The organism is Hydrogenophaga sp. UC242_53, assembly GCF_042696965.1.
Lineage (GTDB): Bacteria > Pseudomonadota > Gammaproteobacteria > Burkholderiales > Burkholderiaceae_C > Hydrogenophaga.
Genome location: NZ_CP170552.1, coordinates 3689771 through 3716000, shown reverse-complemented (window position 1 = coordinate 3716000; position 26230 = coordinate 3689771). Strand labels below are relative to the sequence as shown.

General features: G+C 68.7%; 17 protein-coding genes and 6 pseudogenes. 22 read left to right on the top strand and 1 reads right to left on the bottom strand.

Annotation, left to right across the window (positions count from 1 at the left end):
* Positions 1 to 13: 13 nt before the first annotated feature.
* A pseudogene (locus tag ACFJI0_RS18670) lies at positions 14 to 1736 on the bottom strand (MBL fold metallo-hydrolase).
* Between the two features lie 70 nt (positions 1737 to 1806).
* Here ACFJI0_RS18670 and dapF point away from each other — a divergent pair.
* From dapF to ACFJI0_RS18560, 22 genes and pseudogenes are all read left to right on the top strand, one after another.
* Complete coding sequence (dapF, locus tag ACFJI0_RS18665; RefSeq protein ID WP_382321765.1) at positions 1807 to 2682, top strand: diaminopimelate epimerase; 876 nt, start codon at positions 1807 to 1809, stop codon at positions 2680 to 2682.
* A 24-nt stretch (positions 2683 to 2706) separates the two neighbouring features.
* Positions 2707 to 3394 (top strand): annotated as a pseudogene (locus ACFJI0_RS18660) (DUF484 family protein).
* Positions 3395 to 3405: 11 nt separating this feature from the next.
* Positions 3406 to 4434 (top strand): tyrosine recombinase XerC, encoded by a 1029-nt coding sequence (locus ACFJI0_RS18655; protein ID WP_382321762.1) that lies wholly within the window; start codon positions 3406 to 3408, stop codon positions 4432 to 4434.
* Between the two features lie 94 nt (positions 4435 to 4528).
* Positions 4529 to 4975 carry a DsrE family protein gene (locus ACFJI0_RS18650; protein WP_291117861.1) on the top strand — a complete coding sequence of 149 codons (447 nt, stop codon included), beginning with the start codon at positions 4529 to 4531 and terminating at the stop codon, positions 4973 to 4975.
* A 362-nt stretch (positions 4976 to 5337) separates the two neighbouring features.
* On the top strand, positions 5338 to 6429 hold the full coding sequence (locus ACFJI0_RS18645) for a CobW family GTP-binding protein (RefSeq protein WP_382321758.1): 1092 nt from the start codon (positions 5338 to 5340) through the stop codon (positions 6427 to 6429).
* A gap of 567 nt (positions 6430 to 6996) precedes the next feature.
* On the top strand, positions 6997 to 7905 hold the full coding sequence (dksA, locus tag ACFJI0_RS18640; RefSeq protein ID WP_382321755.1) for an RNA polymerase-binding protein DksA: 909 nt from the start codon (positions 6997 to 6999) through the stop codon (positions 7903 to 7905).
* 56 nt (positions 7906 to 7961) lie between these two features.
* Positions 7962 to 9848, top strand: coding sequence for an STAS domain-containing protein (locus ACFJI0_RS18635; protein WP_382321752.1), 1887 nt, complete (start codon positions 7962 to 7964; stop codon positions 9846 to 9848).
* 91 nt (positions 9849 to 9939) lie between these two features.
* Positions 9940 to 10485, top strand: a complete 546-nt coding sequence (hslV, locus tag ACFJI0_RS18630) for an ATP-dependent protease subunit HslV (RefSeq protein WP_291118076.1) — start codon at positions 9940 to 9942, stop codon at positions 10483 to 10485.
* Positions 10485 to 11819, top strand: a complete 1335-nt coding sequence (hslU, locus tag ACFJI0_RS18625) for an ATP-dependent protease ATPase subunit HslU (protein WP_382321749.1) — start codon at positions 10485 to 10487, stop codon at positions 11817 to 11819. Before hslV ends, hslU begins: the two co-directional genes overlap by 1 nt.
* A 326-nt stretch (positions 11820 to 12145) precedes the next feature.
* The gene (mraZ, locus tag ACFJI0_RS18620) at positions 12146 to 12562 is read left to right on the top strand and encodes a division/cell wall cluster transcriptional repressor MraZ (protein ID WP_382321746.1); all 417 of its coding nucleotides are present in this window, start codon (positions 12146 to 12148) and stop codon (positions 12560 to 12562) included.
* Between the two features lie 5 nt (positions 12563 to 12567).
* Positions 12568 to 13494, top strand: coding sequence for a 16S rRNA (cytosine(1402)-N(4))-methyltransferase RsmH (gene rsmH / locus ACFJI0_RS18615; RefSeq protein ID WP_382154556.1), 927 nt, complete (start codon positions 12568 to 12570; stop codon positions 13492 to 13494).
* Positions 13491 to 13796: a cell division protein FtsL gene (gene ftsL, locus ACFJI0_RS18610; protein WP_291118087.1), complete on the top strand. Its 306-nt coding sequence runs from the start codon at positions 13491 to 13493 to the stop codon at positions 13794 to 13796. The genes rsmH and ftsL overlap by 4 nt, the downstream gene beginning before the upstream one ends.
* Positions 13797 to 13798: 2 nt before the next feature.
* Positions 13799 to 15532 (top strand): annotated as a pseudogene (locus ACFJI0_RS18605) (peptidoglycan D,D-transpeptidase FtsI family protein).
* Positions 15532 to 17077, top strand: a pseudogene (locus ACFJI0_RS18600) (UDP-N-acetylmuramoyl-L-alanyl-D-glutamate--2,6-diaminopimelate ligase). Before ACFJI0_RS18605 ends, ACFJI0_RS18600 begins: the two co-directional pseudogenes overlap by 1 nt.
* Positions 17074 to 18492: a UDP-N-acetylmuramoyl-tripeptide--D-alanyl-D-alanine ligase gene (murF, locus tag ACFJI0_RS18595; RefSeq protein ID WP_382321743.1), complete on the top strand. Its 1419-nt coding sequence runs from the start codon at positions 17074 to 17076 to the stop codon at positions 18490 to 18492. The pseudogene ACFJI0_RS18600 and the gene murF overlap by 4 nt, the downstream one beginning before the upstream one ends.
* The gene (gene mraY / locus ACFJI0_RS18590; protein ID WP_382154568.1) at positions 18482 to 19660 is read left to right on the top strand and encodes a phospho-N-acetylmuramoyl-pentapeptide-transferase; all 1179 of its coding nucleotides are present in this window, start codon (positions 18482 to 18484) and stop codon (positions 19658 to 19660) included. Before murF ends, mraY begins: the two co-directional genes overlap by 11 nt.
* Positions 19657 to 20325 carry a Mur ligase family protein gene (locus ACFJI0_RS18585; protein ID WP_382321740.1) on the top strand — a complete coding sequence of 223 codons (669 nt, stop codon included), beginning with the start codon at positions 19657 to 19659 and terminating at the stop codon, positions 20323 to 20325. Before mraY ends, ACFJI0_RS18585 begins: the two co-directional genes overlap by 4 nt.
* An 88-nt stretch (positions 20326 to 20413) precedes the next feature.
* Positions 20414 to 21457: pseudogene (gene murD / locus ACFJI0_RS18580) on the top strand (UDP-N-acetylmuramoyl-L-alanine--D-glutamate ligase); the annotation flags it as partial.
* A 65-nt stretch (positions 21458 to 21522) separates the two neighbouring features.
* Positions 21523 to 22788, top strand: a complete 1266-nt coding sequence (gene ftsW, locus ACFJI0_RS18575; protein WP_382325722.1) for a putative lipid II flippase FtsW — start codon at positions 21523 to 21525, stop codon at positions 22786 to 22788.
* On the top strand, positions 22785 to 23861 hold the full coding sequence (gene murG, locus ACFJI0_RS18570) for an undecaprenyldiphospho-muramoylpentapeptide beta-N-acetylglucosaminyltransferase (RefSeq protein ID WP_382321737.1): 1077 nt from the start codon (positions 22785 to 22787) through the stop codon (positions 23859 to 23861). The genes ftsW and murG overlap by 4 nt, the downstream gene beginning before the upstream one ends.
* A pseudogene (gene murC / locus ACFJI0_RS18565) lies at positions 23858 to 25268 on the top strand (UDP-N-acetylmuramate--L-alanine ligase). Before murG ends, murC begins: the two are co-directional and overlap by 4 nt.
* Positions 25265 to 26230, top strand: coding sequence for a D-alanine--D-alanine ligase (locus ACFJI0_RS18560; RefSeq protein WP_382321735.1), 966 nt, complete (start codon positions 25265 to 25267; stop codon positions 26228 to 26230). The pseudogene murC and the gene ACFJI0_RS18560 overlap by 4 nt, the downstream one beginning before the upstream one ends.

Here is a 26230-nt window from a genome sequence, read left to right as displayed (position 1 = left end):
GCCTCCGGCGTCTTCAGAGGTTGAAACCGCCCAGGCTCTGGATGCGCTCCACGTGCGCAATCAGCGAGCGCTTGGCCACCGGCCACAGGCGGTCGGGCACGTCGTCGTAGGCCAGCTTCACCCAGTCGTCCATGCTGCCCTCGGGCACGGCCTGCATGGCCCGCGCCACCTTGGCCTCGCGCGCGAGGCGGTGGGCCTTGAGGTGGGCGATGGCCGCGCGCGCGCCGCCATGCAGCGGGGCGCTGGGGTTGTCGGCCGTGCGCCGCAGGTCACCCAGCACGTAGCCGTGCGCGGGCAGCAGGAACTCGATGCCGTGCCGTTCGCACAAGGCGTCCAGCTTGTCCAGTGAATCGAGGTAAGCGCCCATGTTGCCGTCGGGCGGGTCGATCACGGTGGTGCTGCCGTTGAGGATGTGGTCGCCGGTGAACAGCAGGCCGTCTTCCACCAGCGCCAGACACAGGTGGTTGGCCGCGTGGCCCGGGGTGTGCACCACCTCCAGCGTGTGCGACACCGTGGCATCGCCGGCCTGGCCCAGCAGCACGAGCTGCTCGCCGTCGGCCAGCACGCGCTCGGGCGTGAAGCGGCTGTTCTCGCGCGAGGTGGGGGCGCTGGGCAGGCCGAGGATGGGCGGCTTCTCTAGGCCGGCCGCCGCGCACAGCGCCTGCAGGCGCGGCGCGCCGGGGGAGTGGTCGGGGTGCGAATGGGTGCAGACGATGGCCTGGATGCGCCCGCCCGCCGCGCGCCACAGGCGCTCGATGTGGGCCGGCTCGTCCGGGCCCGGGTCGATCACGATGTGGCCGCTGGCCGGGTCGCCCACGATGTAGCTGTTGGTGCCCGGGCCGGTCATGAAACCGGGGTTGGGCGCGGTGAGGCGTTGCACGTTCTTCAGCAAGGACACCGGCTGTTCGTTCTGCCAGTCCAGGCTGTGCACCATCTGTCCGTCGGGGCACACCATGGCGAGTTCGCCGAACGGGGACTCGTGTTCCATGTAACGCTCTTCGGCGCCCCGCACCAGGCCGGCGCGCGGGCAACTGGTCCACAGCGGCTCGTCGTTGCGCGCACAGGCGTCCAGCACGGCCTGCACGGTGGGGTAGGCTTGCAGGCGCTCCAGCGTGCGGATGGTCGGGAAGATGATGAAGAAGCTGCCGGCCTTGTGGCGCTCTAGCGCGTCCGCCGGGCGCACCCAGCACGGCTCGAACTGCTCGGCCTCGTCGGCCACCGGCTGTTGGCGCAGCAGGCATGCGGGCCACGAGGAAGGGCACGTCGAAGCGCCGCGGCAGGTCGCGGTCGGTGATCCAGTGCGCGAGCACGAACACGCCCGCGCCGTCCAGCGTCAGGCCCCGGGCCTGGCATTGCGCGGCGAACGGGGCCTTGCGGTCCAGCGTGGCGATGTCGCCGTCGTCCACCGGCGAGCCGTCGGCCCGGTGCGCGAGCAACACGCCGAGTTCCTCGTAGCTTTCGCGGATGGCGGCGATCGCCTGCGTGAGGTGCAGGTCGCTCTGCGTGGGGCGGCGCGTGGCGATGCCATGGGCCTGGGCGTCGGCCGCGTCGATGCCGCCGCCGGGGAACACGTAGGCGCCGGGGGCGAAGCTCGCCGTCATGGAGCGGCGGGTCATCAGCACCTCGATGCCGGGGCGGGCCGGGTCGGTGCTGTCGCGCAGCAGCAGCACGGTGGCGGCGGGCCTCACGGTGGCAAGGGGGCGGGGCGGGTGGAGGAGTTGGGTGGGGCGGACCATGCGGGCATTTTGCGGCAAGGCGCCGCCGCGCGCTGACGCCCGCGCGGCGCAGGGCGGATAATCGATGGCCATGCACATCCGATTCACCAAGATGCAGGGCGCCGGCAACGATTTCGTCGTGCTTGACGAGACGCGAGGCCGCCTGGGCCTGAGCGCCGCGCAGTACCGCTTTCTGGCCGACCGCCACTTTGGTGTTGGTGCCGACCAGATCCTCAGCGTGCGCGCTTCGCCCGGGCGCGGGCTGGACTTCGAGTACGTGATCCACAACGCCGATGGCGGCCAGGTGGAGCAATGCGGCAACGGCGCGCGCTGCTTCGTGCGCTACGTGCACGACAAAGGCCTGAGCGCGAAGAACCCGCTGCGCGTGAAGGTGATGAACGCCGAGCTGGAACTGAAGATGCACACCGATGGCCGCGTGACGGTGGACATGAGCCCCCCGGTGTTCGCGCTCGATCGCGTGCCTTTCAACGCCGAGGGCCTCACGCCCGAGCCCATGGGCGGCTTCGAACGCTGGCCGCTGGCGCTGCCCTATGCCGGCGATGTGCCGGTGGCCGTGCTTTCCATGGGCAACCCGCACGCGGTGCTGCTGGTGGACGACGTGCAGGCCGCCCCAGTGCCGTCCTGGGGACCCTGGATCGAAACGCACGAACGCTTTCCCCGCCGTGTCAACGCCGGTTTCCTGCAGGTGGTCAGCCGCAGCGAGGTGCGCCTGCGCGTGCACGAGCGCGGCGCGGGCGAGACCCTGGCCTGCGGCACGGGCGCCTGCGCCGCCGTGGTGGCCGGCATCCGGCTGGGCCTGCTCGACGAGCGGGTGGACGTGCACACCCGGGGCGGCGTGCTCACCATCGAGTGGAAGGACACCCCCGCCCACGACCAGCCGGTTTTCATGACCGGCCCCGCCACCACCGTTTTCGACGGTGAGATCGACATTCCCGACCTCGCCTGACCCCGCCACCGAACCGCACACGCCATGAACGCCAACCACATCCCGCCGATCACCGAAGACGACATCGCCAACTATTTGGCGAACACACCCGACTTCTTCGAGCGCCACGCGAGCCTGCTGGCGGCGGTGCAACTGACCAGCCCGCACGGCCAGCGCGCGGTGAGCTTGCAGGAGCGCCAGGCCGAGATGCTGCGCGAGAAGATCCGGGGCCTGGAGCTCAAGGGCGCGGAGATGATCCGCCACGGCAACGAGAACACCGTGATCGCCGACAAGCTGCAACGCTGGACGCGCGAGCTGCTGCTGACCCGCGACGCGCGCGAGCTGCCCGAGGTCACCACGAAGGCCATCGCCGACCATTTCCTGGTGCCACAGGTCGCGCATCAAGGTCTGGGACGTGGAGCCCGCGTACGTGGAGGAAGCCTTCGCCCAGGGTGCCAGCGACGACGTGAAGGCGTTTGCCTCGTCGCTCATGCGCCCGTACTGCGGAGCCAACCCGGGGCTGGAGGCGGCGCAGTGGCTGGCCGACTCGGCCTCGGCCGCCTCGCTGGCCCTGATTCCCCTGCGCGCGGGCATCGCGCCGCAAGCCTTTGGCCTGCTGGTGCTGGCCTCACCCGACACCAAGCGCTTCGCGCCCGACATGGGCACCGACTTCCTCGAACGCATCGGTGAGCTGACCAGCGCGGCCCTGTCGCGCCTGCGCCCCCCGTACTGATTCTGGCGCCCATGAACCTGCCCGAGCGCACCCTGGCTGGCCCGACGGGGACGGGCGGCGATGCCGCGCTGGTGCAGGCCTACCTGAACCACGTCCGGGTGGAAAAGCGGCTGGCGGACCGCACCGTCATCCTGTACACGCTCGATCTGGAGCGTTTGACGGCCCATGCCCGCGAGGCCGGTGTGGCCCTCAAAGCCGTTCAGAATGCCCACATCCGCCGCTGGATCGCGCAGATGCATGGTGCCGGGCGCAGCGCGCGCGGTATCGCGCTGATCCTTTCGGGGTGGCGCGGCTTTTATGTGTGGCTGGGCCGCCAGGGCCTCGTGGATCACAACCCGGTGCAGGACGTGCGCGCGCCCAAGGCCGGCAAGCCGCTGCCCAAGGCTTTGGGAGTGGACGATGCGGTGCAGCTGGCTTCGCACCAGGAGGCGTCGGACGACCCGGCCCTGGAAGCACGCGACGCGTGCATCACCGAGTTGCTGTACGGCTGCGGCCTGCGCATCGGCGAGCTGGTGGGGCTGGACGTGGCCGCCAGTGGCAGCGCGCGCGGCTGGATCGATGCGCAGGACGGTGAGGCCCACGTGCTGGGCAAGGGCTCCAAGCGGCGCAGCGTGCCGGTGGGGCGCCAGGCGCTGGCGGCGCTCGCGGCGTGGCTGGCGCAGCGCGCGGCCTGGGCCGGCGAAGACCCCGCCCTGTTCATCGGTTCGCGCGGCCAGCGGCTGACGCCGCAGCACATCCGTGTGCGGCTCAAGCGCCGCTCCCTGCTGGCCGGGTTGTCCACGCCGGTGCACCCGCACATGCTGCGGCACTCGTTCGCGAGCCACGTGCTGCAGTCCAGCGGCGACCTGCGGGCGGTGCAGGAGCTGTTGGGCCACGCGAGCATCAGCACCACGCAGGTGTACACCCGGCTCGATTTCCAGCATCTCGCGCAGGTGTACGACGCGGCGCATCCGCGCGCGGGCAGCCGGGCCGGCCAGGCGCCCGAGCCGCTGACCGGCCAGCCTGTGGCGCCGGTGCCGCGCACCCCGCGTTCACGCTGAAGCATGCCCCCTGGTGGCCCTGGCCCGGGGCATTGCTTGTAGGATGCTGCACCGCCCCGAGCGACCGTTCCATTTCAATCTTCCGGAGACCTTCATGTTCAAGTTCCTCGCCGTGCTCAAGACCCTGATGCTAGGGGCCGTGCTGGCCACGTCCCTGCAGGCAAATGCCCAGGCCCAGACCCAGCCGGCCGTCAAGGTGGTCTACCACCTGAGCGACGGCATCCCGCAGGCCACGCGCGCGATTCAGAACATCCGCAACCACCTGGCGGCGGACCCCACGGCCAAGATCGTGGTGGTGACGCACGGTGCGGGCATCGATTTCCTGCTGGACGGCGCCAACAACACGGCCGGCCAGCCGTTCTCCGGGGCGATCGGCGACCTGTCTGCCAAGGGGGTCGGCTTCTTTGTCTGCAACAACACTTTGGTGTCGCGCAACATCGATCCGGGCAAGGTGGCCATGGAAGCCAAGATCGTGCCTTCTGGCGTGGCCGAGGTGGCCCGGCTGCAGGCGCGTGAAGGCTTTGTTTATCTGCGGCCCTGAGTTCTTCTTTCTTGTTGAGACCTCGCGTCGGGCCGGTGGCGATGCCCGACTGCTCCGGCCCTGCTCGCGGGTGACTGCCCGGGTCCATCGCAACCCCCTCGTCAACACCAGGTTGGCACGCAGCCTCTGTGGCAACCGCGAATGGGGGCCTGCGCATTCGGGCATCGCCACCGTCCCGCAAGCAGCGCAGGCACACCACCGAGGGCGCGCCAAATTTTGTAGTGGGTCGGGTGGAGCGAAACCGAGGAAAGCAACCCCATCAGGCCTGTTTTTTGCATATCCCGAAAGAGGCATAAAACGCGAGGGTGGCATACACTTCCCGGTTGCCCATTTCGCCACCCCCTCATCTGCCAGCGCCTGCCATGTCACTCATCCCCGCGACCATCCTCACCGGCTTCCTCGGCTCTGGGAAAACCACGCTGCTCAAGCGCGTGCTCAGCGAGGCACACGGCCAGAAGATCGCCGTGGTCGAAAACGAGTTCGGTGAAGAGAACATCGACAACGAAATCCTGGTGGCCGACACCACCGAAAACATCATCCAGATGAGCAACGGCTGCATCTGCTGCACCATCCGCGACGACCTGCGCGCCACCCTGCAGGACCTCGCACAGAAAAAGCGCAAGGGCGAACTCGACTTCGAGCGCGTGGTCATCGAAACCACCGGCCTGGCCGATCCGGGCCCGGTGGCCCAGACCTTCTTCATGGACGACGAGATTGCCGAGCAGTACCTGCTGGACTCCATCCTCACGCTGGTCGACGCCAAGCACGCGGCCGAACAACTCAACGAACGCCAGGAAGCCCGCCGCCAGGTCGGCTTTGCCGACCAGATCTTCATCAGCAAGTCCGACCTCGTGAGCGAGGAAGACCTGGGCGCCCTCACGCACCGCCTCAAGCACATGAACCCGCGCGCTCCCATGCGCCCGGTGCATTTCGGCGACGTGGCGCTCAAGGAAGTGTTCGACCTGCGCGGCTTCAACCTCAACGCCAAGCTCGACATCGACCCCGACTTCCTCAAGGTCGATGACCACGATCACGCGCACGACCATCGCCACGACGACCATGCGCACGAGCACCATGACCACGAGCACGATGAGCACTGCAACCACCCCTCGCACCAGCACGACCACGGTGGGCACTGCCACCATCACCACCACGACGACGATGTGAAAAGCTTCGTCTACCGCGCCACGCGCCCGTTCAGCCCGGAAAAGCTCGAAGACTTCCTGGGCGCGATCGTGCAGGTGTATGGACCGCGCATGCTGCGCTATAAGGGCGTGCTGCACATGCAGGGCACCGACCGCAAGGTGATCTTCCAGGGTGTGCACCAGCTCATGGGCAGCGACCTCGGGCCCGTGTGGGCCGAAGGCGAGCCGCGCACCAGCAAGATGGTCTTCATCGGCATCGACCTGCCCAAGGACATCCTGGTGCAGGGCCTGGACCAGAGCCTGGTCTGATGATGGCGATGGGCCGTGACCCCTTAGCCCCCCGTTCCGATCGGAGCTGAACGTGCCGTTTGTCTCGCTTCTCCAACGACGGGCCCGGGCCCCGGTGCGGGATTCCGGGAGGAACAGGCGGGGCTCGTTACAATCGCGGCCCAAGTTGGCCGGCCGGCCGCCTTTGCGGGCACCGATCGACCAATGCCGAGAGCCGTTCGGCAATGAGGGTATAACGTCGCATCCGGCGGCCCACCGTGATGCATCTCGGGCCCAGCCCGCCGCAGCGCACCGCCCGAGATCCCGCTTCGTCAGTCACTGAGAGGAGACCCGTTGTGAAAGCCCCGGCAACCAGGACAGCGAAATCAGGCAAACCCGCCGCGTCGGGAGCCAAGGCACGCGCGTCGGCGGCGAAAAAGACCACAACGGTGCGCAAAACCCAGAAAACGGCCGCCAAGCCCGCAGCCAAACCCTCCAAACCCGTGCGCCAAGGCCGCGGTCAAAACCGTTGCCAAGACCCCTCTGAAAACCCCCGCCAAGACCGACGCGAAGCCTGCCGCCAAAGCCAAGACCCCGGCCAAGCCGGTGGTGAAGGCAGCGGTCAAGGCGGTCGCCAAGGGCAAGGCGGTGGTCGCCAAGAAGTCACCCGCCCCCAAGGCCACGCCCGCCAAAACCGCCGCGCGCGCGCCGGTGAAGGCGGCCACCCCTGCGGTCAAACCGGCGGCCAAGGCCGCCCCCAAAGCAACGACCCAGTCCGCTGCCAAAGCGGCTGTATCCTCCGTGACCCCTTCGGTTCCCAAGGCCGCGCCTGCCGCAGCCCCTGCTTCCAAACCTTCCAGCGCCAAGCGCCCGGCGGCTCCCCCACCGGTCGTGGTGGAGCCCACCCCTCGCCCTCTGGGCAAGCGGGCGGCCAAAAAGGTCATGATGGAGCAGATGACGCAGGCCGCCGTGGTCCCCACCCACGCCCCAGACGCTGTCAAAGCGACTTTCTCCCATATGAATCAACGTGCCGTCATGACCCCTCCCGTGCCATCCTCCATCCAGAAAGACCCCAAGCGGGCCAACAACTGGAAGACCCTGCCGGTCGAGCAACTCACCGACCTGGACGTGCAAGCCATGCCCGACAGTGAGTACATGAGCGACCTGCAGCTGGCCTACTTCCGTCGCAAGCTGTCCCAGCTCAAGGCCGACATGCTGGCCAACGCTGGCGAAACCACCGAGCACCTGCGCGAAGACACTGTGGTCGTGCCCGATCCGGCCGACCGCGCGACGATCGAAGAAGAACACGCGCTCGAATTGCGCACCCGGGACCGGGAACGCAAACTGCTGAAGAAGATCGAACAGGCGATCGCGCGCATCGACTCCGGCGACTACGGTTACTGCGAAGAAACCGGCGAGCCCATCGGTGTCGGTCGCCTGATGGCCCGGCCCACCGCCAGCCTTTCGCTCGAAGCCCAGCAGCGCCGGGAGCTCAAGCAGAAGATGTTCGGGGACTGAGCCCAGTTCCTCGCCGTTCGTTTCAGTTTCCGTTTCATTTCCGGTACCGACTTTCCATGTCCAAGGACGACTCCAGCGGCGGCTTCCTGTCCAAGGTGGTGAAGTTCGTGCGCCATCCGACCACCAGCTGGTCGGACCTGGACACCCGGACGGCCGATCGCGAGAGCGAGTACAGCAAGGCCGCGCTCAAGGAAATGATCGAGCGCAAGCGGCGCAACGACTTCGTGCGCAAGCGCGAGTTCGACATGCTGCGCAAGATCCGCAGCCGCGAGGGCACCGGGGCCGAAGGGCCCGGCATGCGTCCTTCGTTCTTCCAGAGCAGCCTGCCGTCCAAGCCGGACGACCGGGCCGAGACCCTGAAGAAGATCGATGAGATCGAGGCCCAGATGTCGATGCAGTGGTGGAAGACCAAGGGGCCCGATTCCCTGGTCAGCACCGGCTCCGGCCTGAACACCGGCACCCACGGCCCTGGCAACCTTGCCTCCGCCAAATCCAAGCAGGTGCCCCTGGCGCCCAGCGTGCCCGAGTCCAGCGTCCGGCAGCGCAAGGCGCAGTACGACGAGACCGAACCCGGTCCCTTGCCCAATCCGACCGCCTCCGCGCCTGCGACGGTGCAGTCGCTGGACATCCCGGTGCTGAACATCCCGGAGTCCGCCTCGGCACCCGCTGCCCTGCGCAAGAGCTGGAGCCCGGCGCAGGAACGCGAGGTGGCGTCCGCCGCCCCGCCGCCGCCTCCACAGCCGCCTGCGCGCACCGGCTTGGTGGCGCCCACGGCCACGAACGAGCACCGCAGTTCGGGCCAGGAGTTCTCGGCCTCGCATTTCTACGCCCTGGATGTGCAGGAGATCGCGCAGGACCCCGAAGTGGAGGAGGCCGCGATCCGTTTTGCCAACGGCGACGACGCCGGGGCGGAGCAGGGCCTGCTGGAGGTCTTGGGTGAGGGGGGCGCCAAAGCCGACGAAAAGGAAGACTGGCTGGCCCTGTTCGACCTGTACCGCGCCACGGGACAGCTCGCCCCCTTCGAGAGCCGCGCGGTGGATTTCGTCAACCGCTTCAGCCGTTCCGCGCCCCAGTGGTACGACATGCCCGAGACCGTGGCCGGCATGACCGGCAAGGTCTATGTGCCCTCCACCGGCCACAACCGCGCGGTGTGGGTGAGCGAGCCGGAACTGGACGCGCACGCGGTGGGCACCCTGCAGAACGTGCTGTTGCGCGCGGCACAGCCCTGGGTGCTCGACTGGACGCCGCTCGAAAGCATGGATCTCAAGGCGGCGCGCGCGCTGCTGGGCATCTTCACCTTGTGGGGCGACCAGGAAGTGGAGTTGCGCTTCCAGGGGTCGTCGCCGTTCCGGGACTTGCTCAAGAGCCAGACGCCCTCGGGCCGCCGCGACGTCGAACAGCTCTGGTGGGAGTTGCGCATGGCGGTGCTGCGCGTCATGAACCGGCCGGACGAGTTCGAACTCACCGCGCTCGATTTCTGCGTGACCTACGAGGTGTCGCCACCGGGTTGGGAAAAGCCGCGCTGCTACTACTCGTCGCAGTCGGCGGACAGGCCCGGCGAGGCCGGCCAATCGGTGCTGGGCGAGTCCGTGCTGGAGCAGGTGGCGTCGGGCTTCCCGCACAGCGAATCGGTGCTTGACAGCGAAGCGGGTGACTACAGCCAACTGGGTCTGGTCGAGCTCTCGGGCGAGATCCGAGGCGATCCGCAGGTCACGCTCGAAGCGCTGGAGCGCAAGCTCAAGGGCGCCGACGTGCTCATCATTTCCTGCCGCAACCTGATCCGGGTCGACTTTTCGGCCGCGGGCACCTTGCTCAACTGGGTGTCGAACCACCATGCCGAAGGGCGTGTGGTGCAGTTCGTGGACGCGCACCGACTGGTGTCGGCGTTCTTCCACGTGATCGGCATCACTGAATACGCCAAGGTGGTCGTCCGCATCGACTGACCGAGGCCGCTGCCGGCCCTCCTTGCATTTCTGTTGCACAAACGCGCGCGCCGCCGTTGCAATCGCACAGACCGTCCTCAACTGAAGCGCCATGGAATCATTTCACGGAACCACCATCGTCTGCGTGCGGCGCGAGACACCCCAGGGCGTGCAGGTCGCCATCGGCGGTGACGGCCAGGTCACGCTGGGCCACATCGTCGTCAAGGGCACGGCCCGCAAGGTGCGCAAGCTCTACCGCGACCAGGTGCTCGCGGGTTTTGCCGGCGCCACCGCCGACGCCTTTACATTGTTCGAGCGCTTCGAAGCCAAGCTCGAGAAGCACCAGGGCCACCTGGTGCGCGCGGCCATCGAACTCACGCGCGACTGGCGCACCGACCGCGTGCTGCGCCGCTTGGAGGCCATGCTCGCGGTGGCCGATCACAGCGCTTCGCTGATCATCACCGGCAACGGCGACGTGCTCGAACCCGAGCACGGCATCGTGGCCATTGGCTCGGGCGGCGCTTACGCGCAGGCCGCGGCCAAGGCCCTGATCGACCACACCGACCTCAGCGCGGAAGAGGTGGTGCGCAAGTCGCTCGCGATCGCGGGCGAGCTGTGCATCTACACCAACATGAACCACACCGTGGAGGTTTTGTAATGTCCTCCATGACGCCCCAGGAAATCGTTTCCGAACTCGACCGTTTCATCATCGGCCAGAAGGGCGCCAAGCGCGCCGTGGCCATCGCCTTGCGCAACCGCTGGCGCCGCCAGCAGGTCGATGAAAAGCTGCGACCCGAGATCACGCCCAAGAACATCCTGATGATCGGACCCACCGGTGTGGGCAAGACCGAGATCGCGCGCCGCCTGGCCCGACTGGCCGATGCGCCCTTCATCAAGGTCGAGGCCACCAAGTTCACCGAGGTGGGCTATGTGGGCAAGGACGTGGACAGCATCATCCGCGACTTGGCCGACATCGCGATCAAGCAGACGCGAGAGGTCGAGATGCGCAAGCAGCGCACCCGCGCCGAAGACGCCGCCGAGGACCGCATCCTGGATGTGCTCATTCCGCCGCCGCGCGGCGTGGCGGGCGAGCCGTCCGCCGTGGCGACGCCGGAGGGCATCGCACGCCAGAACTTCCGCAAGAAGCTGCGCGAAGGCCAGCTCGACGAGCGCGACATCGAGATCGACCTGGCCGAGGCGCGGCCGTCGATGGAGATCATGGGCCCGGCCGGCATGGAAGAGATGGCCGAGCAACTGCGCGGCATGTTCAGCCAGATGGGAGCCGGCAAGCGCCAGACGCGCAAGCTCAAGATCGCCGAGGCCATGAAGCTGCTGATCGACGAAGAGGCGGGCAAGCTGGTCAACGAGGAAGAGATCAAGACCCGCGCGCTGCACAACGCCGAGCAGAACGGCATTGTGTTCATCGACGAGATCGACAAGGTCACTTCGCGCAGCGACGCGGGCGGGGCCGAGGTGTCGCGCCAGGGCGTGCAGCGCGACCTTCTGCCGCTGGTGGAGGGCACCACGGTGTCCACCAAATACGGTGTGGTCAAGACCGATCACATCCTCTTCATCGCCAGCGGTGCGTTCCACCTCGCGCGGCCGAGCGACCTGATCCCCGAACTGCAGGGCCGTTTTCCGATCCGCGTCGAGCTGCAGTCGCTGTCGGTGGAGGACTTCGAGGCCATCCTCACGCAGACCCATGCCTCGCTGGTGAAGCAGTACCAGGAGCTGCTGGCCACCGAAGGCGTGACGCTGGCCTTTGCACCCGACGGCATCCGCCGCCTCGCGCAGATCGCCTACGACGTGAACGAGCGCACCGAGAACATCGGTGCGCGCCGTCTCTCCACCGTGATGGAGCATTTGCTGGACGAGGTGAGCTTCGACGCCACGCGCCTGCAAGGCCAGACCATCACCATCGACGCGGCCTATGTGGACGCCCGCCTGGGCGAACTCAGCCGCAACGAAGACCTTTCGCGCTACATCCTCTGAAGTCTCTCAGGGCCTCGGCTTCGCGCCGAGTGCCCTTTCGGCCCGTCCGCACCCCGTGTCGCGGGCGTCGCGCCAGCCTTTTTCCTCCCACCTGATCATTCATACAGCCCTGCATGTAACAGGGTTTTGAAGCTTCACATGCAGTGCTTGTTGTAAGTGCTTGCTTTTAATGTGTTTTTGACCGCGATAAAGCTTCTAAATGCTTCCTAAGTGGTTGATTTCATTGAAAAAATGTGTAGCTGGCCCGTTGCGCGCAGGGTATTTCCTGATAAAGTGGAAAAAAGTGCAATTAAGTGGTGAAAAGTGTCTTCTAAGGGCTAAAAGCGGTGTTCCAGGGTGCGTCTTCTCTCAGTCTCGATGTGAAGGGCCGGCTGTCCATGCCGACCCGGCACCGGGACGCCCTGGGCGCGGCACTCACCATCACCAAGCACCCCCACGGCTGCCTCATGGTATTCCCCCGCAGCGCCTGGGAACAGTTCCGTGACCGCATCGCCTCCTTGCCCATGCAGGCGCAGTGGTGGAAGCGCATCTTTCTGGGCAATGCGATGGACGTGGACATGGACACCTCCGGTCGCGTGCTGGTCTCGCCTGAACTGCGCGCGGGCGCCGGCATCAGCAAGGACGTGGTCCTGCTGGGCATGGGCGCCTACTTCGAGCTGTGGGACGCGCAGGTCTACGCGGCGCAGGAAGCCGAAGCCATGCAGGCCGAGATGCCCGATGTCTTCAAGGACTTCTCTTTCTAAGGGCCATGGTGCAAGGCGCATGGAACCATCAAACCGTCCTGTTGAACGAGGCTGTGCAAGCCCTCGGCATCAACCCGGACGGGCACTACGTCGACGCCACTTTCGGGCGCGGCGGCCACTCCCGGCTGATCCTCGAGCAGTTGTCCCGCAAGGGGCGGCTGACCGTCTTCGACAAAGATCCTCAGGCGGTCCAGGCGGCAAAGGAACTGGCGGCCAGCGATGGCCGTTTTTCCATCCGGCACGAGGGGTTCAGCCACCTGGGCGAACTGGGCGATGCGAGCGCCGACGGCCTGCTGATGGACCTGGGCGTGAGCTCCCCGCAGATCGACGACCCCGAACGGGGTTTTTCTTTTCGCCACGACGGACCTCTGGACATGCGCATGGACACCACGCGCGGCCAGAGCGTGGCTCAGTGGCTGGAGACGGCCGAGGTCTCAACCCTGTCGGAGGTCATTCGTGACTATGGCGAAGAACGGTTTGCTCAATCGATTGCAAAGGCGATTGATCGTCGCCGACAGGAACGGGGCCCTTTTCGAACCACCAGCGAGCTGGCCGAAGTCGTGGCTGGCGCGGTCAAAACCCGCGAGCCGGGCAAGGACCCTGCAACGCGCACATTTCAGGCTTTTCGGATTTTCATCAACGCCGAGCTTGAAGAGTTGCAACAAGCGCTAGAGGCCAGCCTGCACGTGTTGCGTCCCGGAGGAAAACTGGTGGTGATCAGCTTCCATTCGCTCGAAGACCGCATGGTCAAGCAGTTCATGGCGCGCCATTCGCGCGCCGTGGTGGACCGCCGCGTGCCTTTCGCCGAACCCGCGCCCATGGCCCTGTGCGGCCTCAAGCGCGTGATGCCTTCCGACGAGGAAGTCAAGGCCAATCCGCGCTCGCGCAGCGCCGTCATGCGCGTGGCCGAGCGCACGGAGGCGCCGGCATGATCCGCCTGAACCTCGTGCTGCTGGCGGCCGTGATCGCGAGCGCCTTCTACCTTGTGCACACCCAGTACGAATCGCGCCGGCTTTACACCGCGCTGGACCGCTCGCAGGCCCAGGCGCGCAAGCTGGAGTCCGAGCACGAGCAACTGCAGGTGCAGAAACGCGCCCAGGCCACGCCGGCGCGGGTGCAGCTGCTGGCCGCGCGCCAGTTGCAGATGCGCCCGGTGACGCCGGGCATCACGCAGTACGTCACCGTGTTCGAGCCGTCGCAGCCGGCGGCAACGAACCCCACGCCGGAGCGCTGACCATGGGGCGCAGCATCAACTACTCCGCGAGCCCCCTGCTGGCCAGCCGCACCCCGGTGTGGCGCAGCAAGTTCATCGTGGCCGCGCTGGCCGTGGCTTTCGCGGGCCTGGCCGGCCGCGCCGCCTACGTGCAGGTGTTCGGCAACGACTTCTTCCAGCGCCAGGGCGAAGTGCGTTTCGCACGCACGCTGGAACTGCCGGCCAACCGCGGCCGCGTGCTCGACCGCAACGGCCTGATCCTCGCGTCCAGCGTGGTCGCGCAAAGCATCTGGGCGATTCCTGAAGACGTGGACCGCGCCGAGCCCAAGCTGCGCCAGCTCGCCAAGCTGCTCGAGATGCCGCTGGCCGACCTGCGCAAGCGCCTGGCCGATGACGACAAGACCTTTGTCTGGATCAAGCGCCAGGTGGACGATCCGGTGGCCAAGGAGATCGCGGCGCTCGGCATCAAGGGCATCTACCAGCGCCGCGAGTACAAGCGCCAGTACCCCGAGGGCGAGGCCGCCGCGCACGTGGTGGGTTTCACCAACGTGGAAGACATCGGCCAGGAGGGCGTGGAACTCGCGTTCAACCAGCAGCTGGCCGGCAAGAGCGGCTCGCGCCGCGTGATCAAGGACCGGCTCGGCCGTGTGGTCGAGGACGTGCGCGACGTGGTGCCGCCGGTGGACGGCCCCGACCTGCAGCTGTCCATCGACAGCAAGGTGCAGTACTTCGCGTACCAGAAGCTCAAGGACGCGGTGCTCGCGCACAAGGCGCACGCCGGCAGCGTGATCGTGCTCGACACGGTCTCGGGCGAGGTGCTGGCCCTGCGCAGACTACCCCAGCTACAACCCCAACCGGCGCCAGAACCTGACGGGCGAGCAGCTGCGCAACCGCGTGCTCACCGACAGTTTCGAACCCGGTTCGACCATGAAGCCCTTCATCGCCGCGCTGGCGCTGGAAAAGGGCCTGGTCACGCCCAACACCCCCATCCACACCGCGCCCGGCCGCATCACCATCGGCGGCTCGACGATCAGCGATTCGCACCCGAACGACGTGCTCACCGTGTCCCAGGTGATCCAGAAGTCCAGCAACGTGGGCACGGTCAAGATGCCATGCAGATGAGCCCGCGCGAGATGTGGGAAACCTACGCGCAGGCCGGCTTCGGCCAGAAGCCGCAGGTGCCGTTCCCCGGTGCGGTCACGGGCCGCCTGCGTCCCTACAAAACGTGGCGCCCGATCGAGCAGGCCACCATGAGCTACGGCTACGGCCTGTCGGCCTCGCTGTTCCAGCTCGCGCAGGCCTACACCATCTTCGCGCGCGACGGCGAGCTGATTCCCCTGACCCTGCAGAAGTCCGACACCCAGACCGCCGGCGTGCGTGTGTTCAGCGCCAAGAACTCGATCGCCGTGCGCCAGATGCTCGGCCTGGCCGCCGGCCCGGGCGGCACCGGCTCGCGCGCCCAGACCATGGGCTATTCGGTGGGCGGCAAGAGCGGCACCGCGCACAAGCAGGAAGGCAAGGGTTACGCCGAGAAGAAGTACCGCAGCTGGTTCGTGGGCTTGGCGCCGGTGGAAGCGCCGCGCATCGTGGTCGCGGTGATGATCGACGAGCCCAGCAACGGGCAGTACTTCGGCGGCCTGGTGGCCGCGCCGGTGTTCAGCGAGACTGTGCAGCAGACCTTGCGCATCCTCGGCGTGCAGCCCGACATGAACGTGAAGCCGCAGATCGTCACCCACGTGGTGGAGGAGTCGTTCTGATGCTGCGCACCATCCAGGACCCCCAGGCCGTGGCCGACTGGCTGCGCGAGCGCGGCGTGCGTGCCCTGCACTGCGACAGCCGCCGCGTGGGTGCGGGCGATGGCTTCGTGGCCTGGCCGGGTGCGGCCACCGACGGGCGCCGCTTCGTGGCGGGCGCGCTCCAGGCGGGCGCCGTCGCGGCGCTGGTGGAGCACGAGGGCGCACCAAGCTATGGCTTCGACGACGAACGCGTGCTGGCGGTGCCAGGCCTCAAGGCCTCGGCCGGCGCGATCGCCAGCGCGTTCCACGGCACGCCGAGCGCCGCCCTCGACATGGTTGCGCATCACCGGCACCAACGGCAAGACCTCCACCGCCTGGTGGACGGCGCAGCTGCTGTCCTTCTGCGCCAAACCCTGCGCGGTGATCGGCACGCTGGGCATGGGGCGCCCGCCCCAGCCCGGCCAGGCGGAACGACCGCTGGTCGCCACCGGCCTGACCACGCCCGACCCCGTCATGCTGCAGGCCGAACTGCGCCGCTTCGTCGACACCGGCCTGAAGGCCTGCGCCATCGAGGCGTCGTCCATCGGCATTGTCGAAGGCCGGCTCAACGCCACGCAACTGCGCGTGGCCGTGTTCACCAATTTCACGCAGGACCACCTCGACTTCCACGGCAGCATGGAGGCCTACTGGACCGCCAAGGCCGGGCTGTTCGACTGGCCGGACCTGGCCAGCGCGGTGGTCAACATCGACGACGCCCGCGGCGCGGACCTGGCCGCCACGCTCGCCCGCCGGGGGCTGGACCTCTGGACCGTGGCCATCGAAGCCGGCCACCACGGGCGCGCGCGCCTGTTCGCGCAGGACCTGGCCTTCACCGACAGCGGCATGGCCCTGCAGATCGGCGAGCGCGACGCGCGCGGCCGCACCCTGGCCCAGCACGCGCTGAGCCTGCCGCTGGTGGGCCGCTACAACGTGTCCAACCTGCTGTGCGTGCTGGCCAGCGCGCGCGCCCTCGGCGTGCCCCTGGCCGACGCCGTGCAGGCCTGCGCCGCGCTCACGCCCGTGCCCGGCCGCATGGAGCAGGCCGCGGTCGGCCAGCCTGGTCAGCCGCTGGTGCTGGTGGACTACGCGCACACGCCCGACGCACTCGAAAAAGCCCTGCAGGCCCTGCAACCGCTGGCGCGCCAGCGCGGCGGCGCGCTCTGGGTGGTGGTGGGTTGCGGCGGCGACCGCGATGCCGGCAAGCGCCCGCTGATGGCCGCGGCCGCCGAGCGCGAGGCGCAGCGCCCGGTGCTCACCAGCGACAACCCGCGCAGCGAAGACCCGATGGCGATCCTGCGCCAGATGGTGGCCGGCCTCTCCTCGTCGGATGCCGCACTGGTCGAACCCGACCGCGCCCAGGCCATCGCCCTGGCGGTGGCGCGAGCCGAGGCGCGCGACGTGGTGCTGATCGCCGGCAAGGGCCACGAGGACTACCAGGACGTGATGGGCGTGAAGAAACCGTTTTCCGATCTGCAGCAGGCGCGCGCCGCGCTCGCGCAGCGCCACGGACAGGGGGCCCACGCATGAAGACCCTGGGCCAGCTCCTGCCGCAGCTCGACGGCGCCCGCGTGGTCGGCCAGCCCGATCTGCCGTTCACCCGCGTGCACACCGACACCCGCAGCCTGCAGCCGGGCGACCTCTTCGTGGCGCTGAAGGGCGAGCGCTTCGACGCGCACGACTTCCTGCCGCAGGCGCGAGGGCAGGGCGCGCTGGCCGCCATCGCCCACCAGGGCCTGGCCGAGGCCGGCCTGCCCGGCGTGGAAGTGCCCGACACCCGGCGAGCGCTCGGCGAGTTGGCGCGCCGCTGGCGCGGTCAGTTCGACCTGCCGCTGATCGCCGTGACCGGCAGCAACGGCAAGACCACGGTCACGCAGATGATCGCGTCCATCCTGCGCGCCGCCGCGGGCGAGGCCGCGCACGCCACGCAGGGCAACTTCAACAACGACATCGGCGTGCCGCTCACCCTGCTGCGCATCACCGCCGCGCACCGCCTCTCGGTGGTGGAGCTGGGCATGAACCACCCGGGCGAGATCGCCGAACTCGCCGCGCTGGCGCTGCCCACGGTGGCGCTGGTCAACAACGCGCAGCGCGAGCACCTGGAATTCATGGCCACGGTGGAAGCCGTGGCGCGCGAGAACGGGCAGGTCATCCAGGCGCTGGGCGCCGATGGGGTGGCCGTGTTCCCCTCCGACGACACCTACACCCCGCTGTGGCGCGAGTTCGCCGGAGCGCGGCGGATCATCACCTTCAGCGACCGCGACGAGGCCGCCGATGTGAAGGCGCTCAAGACCGAGTGGGCCGAAGGCGCGTGGGCGCTGAGCTTCGTCTCTCCGCTGGGCGAAGCCTCGGTGCGCCTGCGCATCGCCGGCCGCCACAACGTGCGCAACGCCCTGGCGGCCACCGCCTGCGCCCTGGCCGCCGGTGTGCCGCTGGACGCCGTGGTGCGCGGCCTGGACGCATTCGAACCGGTGGGCGGGCGCTCGCGCGCCCTCGCGCTGCGCGTGAACGACCGCCACGTCACCCTGATCGACGACACCTACAACGCCAACCCCGACTCGGTGCGCGCCGCCATCGACGTGCTGGCCGAGCTGCCCGCGCCGCGCCTGCTGGTGCTGGGCGACATGGGCGAGGTCGGCGAACAGGGCCTGGCGTTCCACGACGAGGTGCTGCGCCACGCCCTGGCGCGCGGCATCGAGGCCGTGCACGTCGCGGGCGACTGGATGCGCCAGGCCAGCGCGCCCCTGCCCAAAATCATTCATTGGGTCGAAGTGCCAGCCCTGGCTGGCGCCGTCTGCGCCGCCGTGACCGACGACCGGCCGGTGTACCGCAGCGTGCTCGTCAAGGGCTCGCGCTTCATGCGCATGGAACGCGTGGTGCAGGCGCTGCTGGCGCTGGACCCCGCTCAAACAAGAGACAAGAAGGACAACGCCCATGCTGCCTAGCCTGGCCCTCTGGCTGCAAGGCCTGTCGCCCGAATTCGGATCCCTGCGGGTGTTCCAGTACCTCACCTTCCGCGCCGTGATGGCGGCCATGACCGCGCTGCTGGTCGGCCTGGTCGCGGGCCCGTACTTCATCCGGCGCCTGGCCGCGCTCAAGATCGGCCAGCCGATCCGCGAGTACGCCATGCAGACCCACCTGAGCAAGGGCGGCACGCCCACCATGGGCGGTGTGCTCATCCTGTTCTCGATCGCGCTGTCCACGCTGCTGTGGTTCGACCTCACCAACCGCTTCGTGTGGATCGTGCTGCTGGTGACCCTGGGTTTCGGTGCCATCGGCTGGGTGGACGACTGGCGCAAGGTGGTCAACAAGGACCCGGAAGGCATGCGCTCGCGCGAAAAGTACTTCTGGCAGTCGGTGATCGGCCTGGTGGCCGCGTTCTACCTGGTGTTCAGCGTGTCCGAGTCCAGCAACCTGCGCGTGCTCGAACTCTTCGTCGCCTGGGTGCGTTCGGGTTTCAGCGTGGACCTGCCGCCGCAGGCCGGCCTGCTGGTGCCCTTCTTCAAGGAAATCAGCTACCCGCTGGGCGTGTTCGGTTTCGTGATCATGACCTACCTGGTCATCGTCGGTTCGAGCAACGCCGTCAACCTCACCGACGGCCTCGACGGCCTGGCGATCATGCCGGTGGTCATGGTCGGCTCGGCGCTGGGCGTGTTCGCCTACGTCACCGGCAACACGGTGTTCGCGCGCTACCTGCTGCTGCCGCACATCCCCGGCGCGGGTGAGTTGCTGATCTTCTGCGCCGCCATGGCCGGCGCGGGCCTGGCTTTCCTGTGGTTCAACACCCACCCGGCGCAGGTGTTCATGGGCGACGTGGGCGCGCTCGCGCTGGGCGGCGCGCTGGGCACCATCGCCGTCATCGTGCGCCAGGAAATCGTGCTCGCCATCATGGGCGGCATCTTCGTGGTCGAGGCGCTGTCGGTGATGCTGCAGGTGAGCTGGTTCAAGTACACCAAGCGGCGCTACGGCACGGGCCGGCGCCTGTTCCAGATGGCGCCGCTGCACCACCACTTCGAGAAAAAGGGCTGGAAGGAGACGCAGGTCGTCGTGCGCTTCTGGATCATCACCATGCTGTTGTGCCTCGTGGGGCTGTCCACGCTCAAGCTGCGATGAATCAGCAGTCCGTTCTCATCCTCGGTCTGGGCGCCTCCGGCCTGGCCATGGCGCGCTGGTGCGTCCGCCAGGGTGCGCGCGTGACCGTGGCCGACACGCGCGAGACGCCGCCCCAGCTGGCGGTGCTGCGCGCCGAGTGCCCGGACGCGAATTTCGTGGCCGGACCATTCGACGACACGCTGCTGGCGCGCGCCGAGTGGAACCTGATCGCGCGCAGCCCGGGCCTGGCGCCCGAGATGCTGCAGGGCGTGTTCGGCTGGGCAACGGAGCGCGGCGTGGCCGTGGTCGGTGAGCTCGACCTGTTCGCCCGCGCCCTGCGCGAACTCTCGCAGCGCGCGCGCCTGCCGTACAAGCCCAAGGTGCTGGGCATCACGGGCACCAATGGCAAGACCACCGTCACCTCGCTCACCGGCCTGCTGCTGCAGCGCGCCGGCCTGAACGTGGCCGTGGCCGGCAACATCGGCCCGGCCCTGCTCGACGTGCTGTCCGCCGCGCTGGACACCGAAGCCGTGGCGCAGGCGGCCGACGACGAACGCGCGGCGGCCGAAGAAGCGCAGGCGCAGGCCGAAGCGCAGGCCCAGGTGCGCACCCGAGGCCCCCGTGGCCGTCGAAGCCGAGGCGGCGCCCGAGGAAGACGCCGACGCAGAGATCGACGAGGCCGATGAAGCCGTGGTCCCGGCGGATGCCGAGGCAGAAGGCGAAGGCCCGACCCAGCTCGTGCCGCCGCCCGTGGAGCCCCCGCAGCCGGCGCACCTGCCCCAGGCCTGGGTGCTGGAACTCTCCAGCTTCCAGCTCGACGGCACCGCCGGCGGCGACTGGGACGGCGTGCCCACCGCGGCCACCGTGCTCAACCTCACCGAAGACCACTTGGACTGGCACGGCAACATGGCCGCTTACGCCCTGGCCAAGAAGGCGGTGTTCGGCGCGCAGGCCCTGATGCTGCTCAACCGCGACGACCCGCTGGTCATGGGCATGCAGCCCGGCCTGGTGACCGTGAAAGTGGGCAACCGCAACCGCCAGCAGAGCGCGCGCCCCTGGGCCAGCTTCGGCCTGGACGCGCCCACCCGCGCGGGCGACTGGGGCATCGAATCGGTCAATGGCATGGCCTGGCTGGTGCGCGCCCTGGCGCTGGACGAAACGCGCAAGCGCGGCCGTGGTGCCGAAGAAGACGAAGAGATCTATTTCCAGCGCCTCATGCCCGTGGACGCGCTGCGCATCCGTGGCCGCCACAACGCGGCCAACGCCCTGGCCGCGCTCGCGCTGGCCACGTCCACCGGCGCCGCGCTCGGTCCCATGCTGCACGGCCTGCGCGAGTACCGCGGCGAGCCGCACCGCGTGGAACCCGTGGCCATCCTCGACGAGGTCGAGTACTTCGACGACAGCAAGGGCACCAATGTGGGTGCCACGCTGGCGGCCGTGCGCGGTCTGGGCGTGGACCGCCGGCTGGTCGTCATCCTGGGTGGCGATGGCAAGGGGCAGGACTTCCTGCCGCTGGCCGAGCCGCTGGCCCGCTTCGCGCGCGCCGTGGTCTACATCGGCCGCGACGCCGGCCGCATCCGCGAGGCCGTGGGCAACGCGCTGCAGGAGGCCGGGGTGCCCCAGCTCGACGCCGCCACGCTGCCCGACGCCGTCGCGCTCTGCGCGCAGCAGGCGCGCGCGGGCGATGCGGTGCTGATGTCGCCGGCCTGCGCCAGCCTGGACATGTTCGACAACTACATGCACCGCGCCCGCGTGTTCGTGGAAGCGGTGCACGCCCTGGCCGCCGAGCAGGGCCTGAGCCTGGAGGGGGGACTGTGAAGAAGAAAACCGCCGCCGCCGCCCAGGCCAACCGCGCCCCCTGGGGCGAGCGCCTGCGCGCCGGCCTGGCCGGCCTGCTGCCACGCTTCCCGGGACGCGACCTCGCGGGCGCGCTCGCCGGAGGCTCCTCGCGCGACAACCTGCCGGTGCGACTGTCCAACCGCACCTATGCCGGCACGCGCAACGTGGCGGTGCGCGAACTCGGTTTCGACCAGCCTCTGCTGTGGGTGGTGGTGGCGCTGCTCGCCTGGGGCCTGGTGATGGTGTATTCCGCCTCCATCGCGCTGCCCGACAACCCGCGCTTCCAGAACTACGCCCACACCCACTTCGTGCTGCGGCACGGCATCTCCATGGTGATCGGCGTGATCGCGGCCATGGTGGCCTTCCAGTTCCCGCTGCGCTCGTGGGAAAAGATGGCGCCCTGGCTGTTCGCGCTGGCGCTGGTGCTGCTCGCGCTGGTGCTGCTGCCCTTCATCGGCCGGGGCGTGAACGGCGCGCGCCGCTGGATCTCGCTGGGCATCATGAACTTTCAGCCTTCCGAACTGGCCAAGCTGGCCGTGTTGCTCTACGCCGCCAGCTACATGGTGCGCAAGATGGAGGTCAAGGAACGCTTCTTCCACGCCGTGGCCCCGATGGCGGTGGCCGTGGGTGTGGTCGGCATGCTGCTGCTGGCCGAGCCCGACATGGGCGCCTTCATGGTGATCGTGGTGATCGCCATGGGCATCCTGTTCCTGGGTGGCGTGAACGCGCGCATGTTCTTCCTGATGGCGCTGGTGGTGGTGGGCGCGTTCGCGCTCATGGTCATGACCAGCGAGTTCCGCCGCCAGCGCGTCTTCGCCTACCTCGACCCCTGGAGCGTGGAGCACGCCCTGGGCAAGGGCTACCAGCTCTCGCACTCGCTGATCGCCTTCGGCCGGGGCGAGATCTTCGGCGTCGGCCTGGGCGGCAGCGTGGAGAAGCTGCACTGGCTGCCCGAGGCGCACACCGACTTCCTGCTCGCCGTGATCGGCGAGGAGTTCGGCCTGCTCGGCGTCGTGGTGCTGATCGCGCTGTTCCTCTGGCTCACGCGCCGCATCATGCACATCGGCCGTCAGGCCATCGCGCTCGACCAGGTCTTCGCCGGCCTGGTGGCACAGGGCGTGGGCCTGTGGATGGGCTTCCAGGCCTTCATCAACATCGGCGTGAACCTGGGCGCGCTGCCCACCAAGGGCCTGACGCTGCCGCTGATGAGTTACGGCGGTTCGGCCATTCTGCTGAACCTGGTGGCCATCGCGCTCGTGCTTCGCGTGGACTACGAGAACCGCCAGATGATGAAGGGAGGGCGCTCGTGACGGCTCCCTGCGCCCTCATCATGGCCGGTGGCACCGGCGGCCACATCTTCCCCGGCCTGGCCGTGGCCGAAGCCTTGCGCGAGCGCGGCTGGCGCGTGCACTGGCTGGGCGCGCCCGGCAGCATGGAAAGCCGGCTCGTGCCGCCGCGCGGCTTCGCGCTGGAGACCATCGACTTCGGTGGCGTGCGCGGCAAGGGGCTGGTCACGGTCGCGCTGCTGCCGCTGCGCCTGCTGCGCGCCTTCTGGCAGTCGCTGCAGGTGGTGCGCCGCGTCAAGCCCGACGTGGTCGTGGGCCTGGGCGGCTACATCAGCTTCCCCGGCGGCATGATGGGCGTGCTCGCCGGCAAGCCGCTGGTGCTGCACGAGCAGAACTCGGTGGCCGGCATGGCCAACCGGGTGCTGGCCGGTGTGGCCGACCGCGTGTTCACCGCCTTCCCGAACGTGTTCAAGAAGGCCGAGTGGGTGGGCAACCCCCTGCGCACGCCTTTCCTGCGCCAGGCCGCGCCGGCCGAGCGCTTCGCCGGCCGCAGTGGCCCGCTGCGCCTGCTGGTGGTGGGCGGCAGCCTGGGCGCGAAGGCGCTCAACGACGTGGTGCCGCAGGCGCTGGCGCTGCTGCCCAAGGTGCAGCAGCCGCAGGTCACGCACCAGAGCGGCGAGAAGCAGATCGACGCGCTGCGCGCCAACTACATCGCCGCCGGCATCCACGCCGAGCTCACGCCCTTCATCGACGACACCGCGCAGGCCTTCGCCGACGCCGATCTCATCGTCTGCCGCAGCGGCGCCAGCACCGTGACCGAGATCGCCGCCGTCGGCGCGGCCGCGCTGTTCGTGCCGTTCCCCTCGGCGGTGGACGACCACCAGACCACCAACGCCCGCTTCCTGGTGGATGCCGGCGCCGCCTGGCTGGTGCCCCAGACCGAACTCACCCCCCAGCGGCTCGCGCAAACCCTGCAGACCGTGCAGCGCGAGCAACTGCTGGCCAGTCGCACCCAGGCCAAACAGATGCAAAAGACCGAAGCCGTGGCGGCCGTGGTGTCCGCCTGCGAGCAACTCGCGAAAGTCCCGAATCCATGAAGCACGCCATCCGTCACATCCACTTCGTCGGCATCGGCGGTGCCGGCATGAGCGGCATCGCCGAGGTGTTGCTCAACCAGGGCTACCGCATCTCCGGCAGCGACCTGGGCGAGAGCACCGTCACGCGCCGGCTGGTGGCGCTGGGCGCCCAGGTGTTCGTGGGCCACGACGCCGCGAACATCGAGGGCGCCGACGCCATCGTCACCTCGACCGCGGTGAAGGAAGACAACCCCGAGGTGGTGGCCGCGCACGCGAAACTCGTGCCGGTGGTGCCGCGCGCGGTGATGCTGGCCGAGCTGATGCGCATGAAGAAGGGCGCTGGCGATCGCCGGCACGCACGGCAAGACCACCACCACCAGCCTGGTGGCCAGCGTGCTGGCCGCCGCCCAGCTGGACCCGACCTTCGTGATCGGGGGCCGCCTCAACAGCGCCGGCGCGAACGCCCAGCTGGGGTCGGGCGAGTACATCGTGGTCGAGGCCGACGAGTCCGACGCCTCCTTCCTCAACCTGCTGCCGGTGCTCTCGGTCGTCACCAACATCGACGCCGACCACATGGACACCTACGGCCACGACTTCGGCAAGCTCAAGTCCGCCTTCGTGGACTTCCTGCACAAGATGCCGTTCTACGGCGCGGCCGTGGTGTGCGTGGACGACGCGGCGATCCGCGAGATCCTGCCCCAGATCGCGCGGCCCATCACCAGCTACGGCTTCGCGGAAGACGCGCAGGTGCGCGCGATCAACGTGCGCGCGGTGGACACGCAGATGCACTTCACCGTGCAGCGCCGCAACGGCGTGGAGCTGCCCGACCTGGACGTGGTGCTCAACCTGCCCGGCAACCACAACGTGCTCAACGCCCTGGCCGCCATCGGCATCGCGGTGGAGCTGAACGTGCCCGACGAGGCCGTGCAGCAGGCGCTGGCCGAGTTCAAGGGCGTGGGTCGGCGCTTCCAGCGCTACGGCGAAGCCGCGCTGCCTTCGGGCGGCAGCTGCACCGTGGTGGACGACTACGGCCACCACCCGGTGGAGATGGCCGCCACGCTGTCGGCCGCGCGCGGTGCCTACCCGGGCCGCCGGCTGGTGCTGGCCTTCCAGCCGCACCGCTACACCCGCACGCGCGACTGCTTCGAAGACTTCGTGAAAGTCATCGGCCAGGCCGATGCCGTGCTGCTGGCCGAGGTGTACGCGGCCGGCGAAGCCCCCATCGTCGCGGCCGATGGCCGCTCGCTGGCGCGCGCGTTGCGCGTGGCCGGCAAGCTCGAACCCGTGTTCGTGGACGACATCGCCGCCATGCCGCAGGCCGTGCTCGACAACGCGCGCGACGGCGATGTGGTGCTCTGCATGGGCGCGGGCACGGTGGGCGCGGTCGCCGGTCGCGTGATCGAGCTGGCGCAGGGAGCAACCGCATGAAACAGGAGAAGGCAATGACGGTGGATGCCAGGTCGCTTGGCAAGGTGGCCGTGCTGATGGGCGGGCGCTCGGCCGAGCGCGAGGTCTCGCTCATGTCGGGCAAGGGCGTGCTGGCCGCGCTGCAATCGAAGGGCGTCGACGCGCACGCCTTCGATCCGGCCGAGCGCGAGATGGGCGAACTCAAGCGCGAAGGTTTCCAGCGCTGCTTCATCGCGCTGCACGGCCGCTTCGGTGAAGACGGCACGGTGCAGGGGGCCCTGGAGCTGATGGGCATTCCCTACACCGGCCCCGGTGTGATGGCCTCCAGCGTGGCCATGGACAAGCTCATGACCAAGCGCATCTGGATCGCCGAAGGCCTGGCCACGCCGGCCTGGCGCCAGGTGCACAGCGCCGACGAGACCCTGGCCGCGTTCAAGGCGCTGGGTTCGCCCATGATCGTCAAGCCCGTGCGCGAAGGCTCCACCATCGGCCTGACCAAGGTGATCAGCGAGGCGCAATGCGCCGCCGCCTACGAACTCGCTGCCAGGCTGGATCCGCTGGTGATGTGCGAGCAGTTCATCGCGGGCGACGAGGTCACCTGCCCGGTGCTGGGCACGGGCGCCGACGCAAGAGCCCTGCCGGTGATCCGCATCGTCGCGCCCGAAGGCAACTACGACTACCAGAACAAGTACTTCACCGACGACACCAAGTACCTCGTGCCCTGCGGCCTGCCCGAAGGTGAAGAGGCCGCCATCCAGGCGCTGGTGCTCAAGGCCTACCTCACGCTGGACTGCCGTGGCTGGTCGCGCGCCGACGTGATGATCGACGCCAAGACCCGCAAGCCCTGGCTGCTCGAGATCAACACCTCGCCCGGCATGACCGGCCACTCGCTGGTGCCGATGTCGGCCAAGGCGGCCGGCCTGTCGTACGAAGACCTGTGCGTGGCGCTGCTGGCCACCGCCTCGCTGGACCACGCGGCCTGA

What these genes read in the sequence shown, in the direction of transcription:
- dapF (WP_382321765.1), top strand. Translation starts at nt 1,807, where the DNA reads ATGCACATCCGATTCACCAAGATGCAGGGCGCCGGCAACGATTTCGTC.
- ACFJI0_RS18655 (WP_382321762.1), top strand. Translation starts at nt 3,406, where the DNA reads ATGAACCTGCCCGAGCGCACCCTGGCTGGCCCGACGGGGACGGGCGGC.
- ACFJI0_RS18650 (WP_291117861.1), top strand. Translation starts at nt 4,529, where the DNA reads ATGTTCAAGTTCCTCGCCGTGCTCAAGACCCTGATGCTAGGGGCCGTG.
- ACFJI0_RS18645 (WP_382321758.1), top strand. Translation starts at nt 5,338, where the DNA reads ATGTCACTCATCCCCGCGACCATCCTCACCGGCTTCCTCGGCTCTGGG.
- ACFJI0_RS18635 (WP_382321752.1), top strand. Translation starts at nt 7,962, where the DNA reads ATGTCCAAGGACGACTCCAGCGGCGGCTTCCTGTCCAAGGTGGTGAAG.
- hslV (WP_291118076.1), top strand. Translation starts at nt 9,940, where the DNA reads ATGGAATCATTTCACGGAACCACCATCGTCTGCGTGCGGCGCGAGACA.
- hslU (WP_382321749.1), top strand. Translation starts at nt 10,485, where the DNA reads ATGTCCTCCATGACGCCCCAGGAAATCGTTTCCGAACTCGACCGTTTC.
- rsmH (WP_382154556.1), top strand. Translation starts at nt 12,568, where the DNA reads ATGGTGCAAGGCGCATGGAACCATCAAACCGTCCTGTTGAACGAGGCT.
- ftsL (WP_291118087.1), top strand. Translation starts at nt 13,491, where the DNA reads ATGATCCGCCTGAACCTCGTGCTGCTGGCGGCCGTGATCGCGAGCGCC.
- murF (WP_382321743.1), top strand. Translation starts at nt 17,074, where the DNA reads ATGAAGACCCTGGGCCAGCTCCTGCCGCAGCTCGACGGCGCCCGCGTG.
- mraY (WP_382154568.1), top strand. Translation starts at nt 18,482, where the DNA reads ATGCTGCCTAGCCTGGCCCTCTGGCTGCAAGGCCTGTCGCCCGAATTC.
- ACFJI0_RS18585 (WP_382321740.1), top strand. Translation starts at nt 19,657, where the DNA reads ATGAATCAGCAGTCCGTTCTCATCCTCGGTCTGGGCGCCTCCGGCCTG.
- ACFJI0_RS18560 (WP_382321735.1), top strand. Translation starts at nt 25,265, where the DNA reads ATGAAACAGGAGAAGGCAATGACGGTGGATGCCAGGTCGCTTGGCAAG.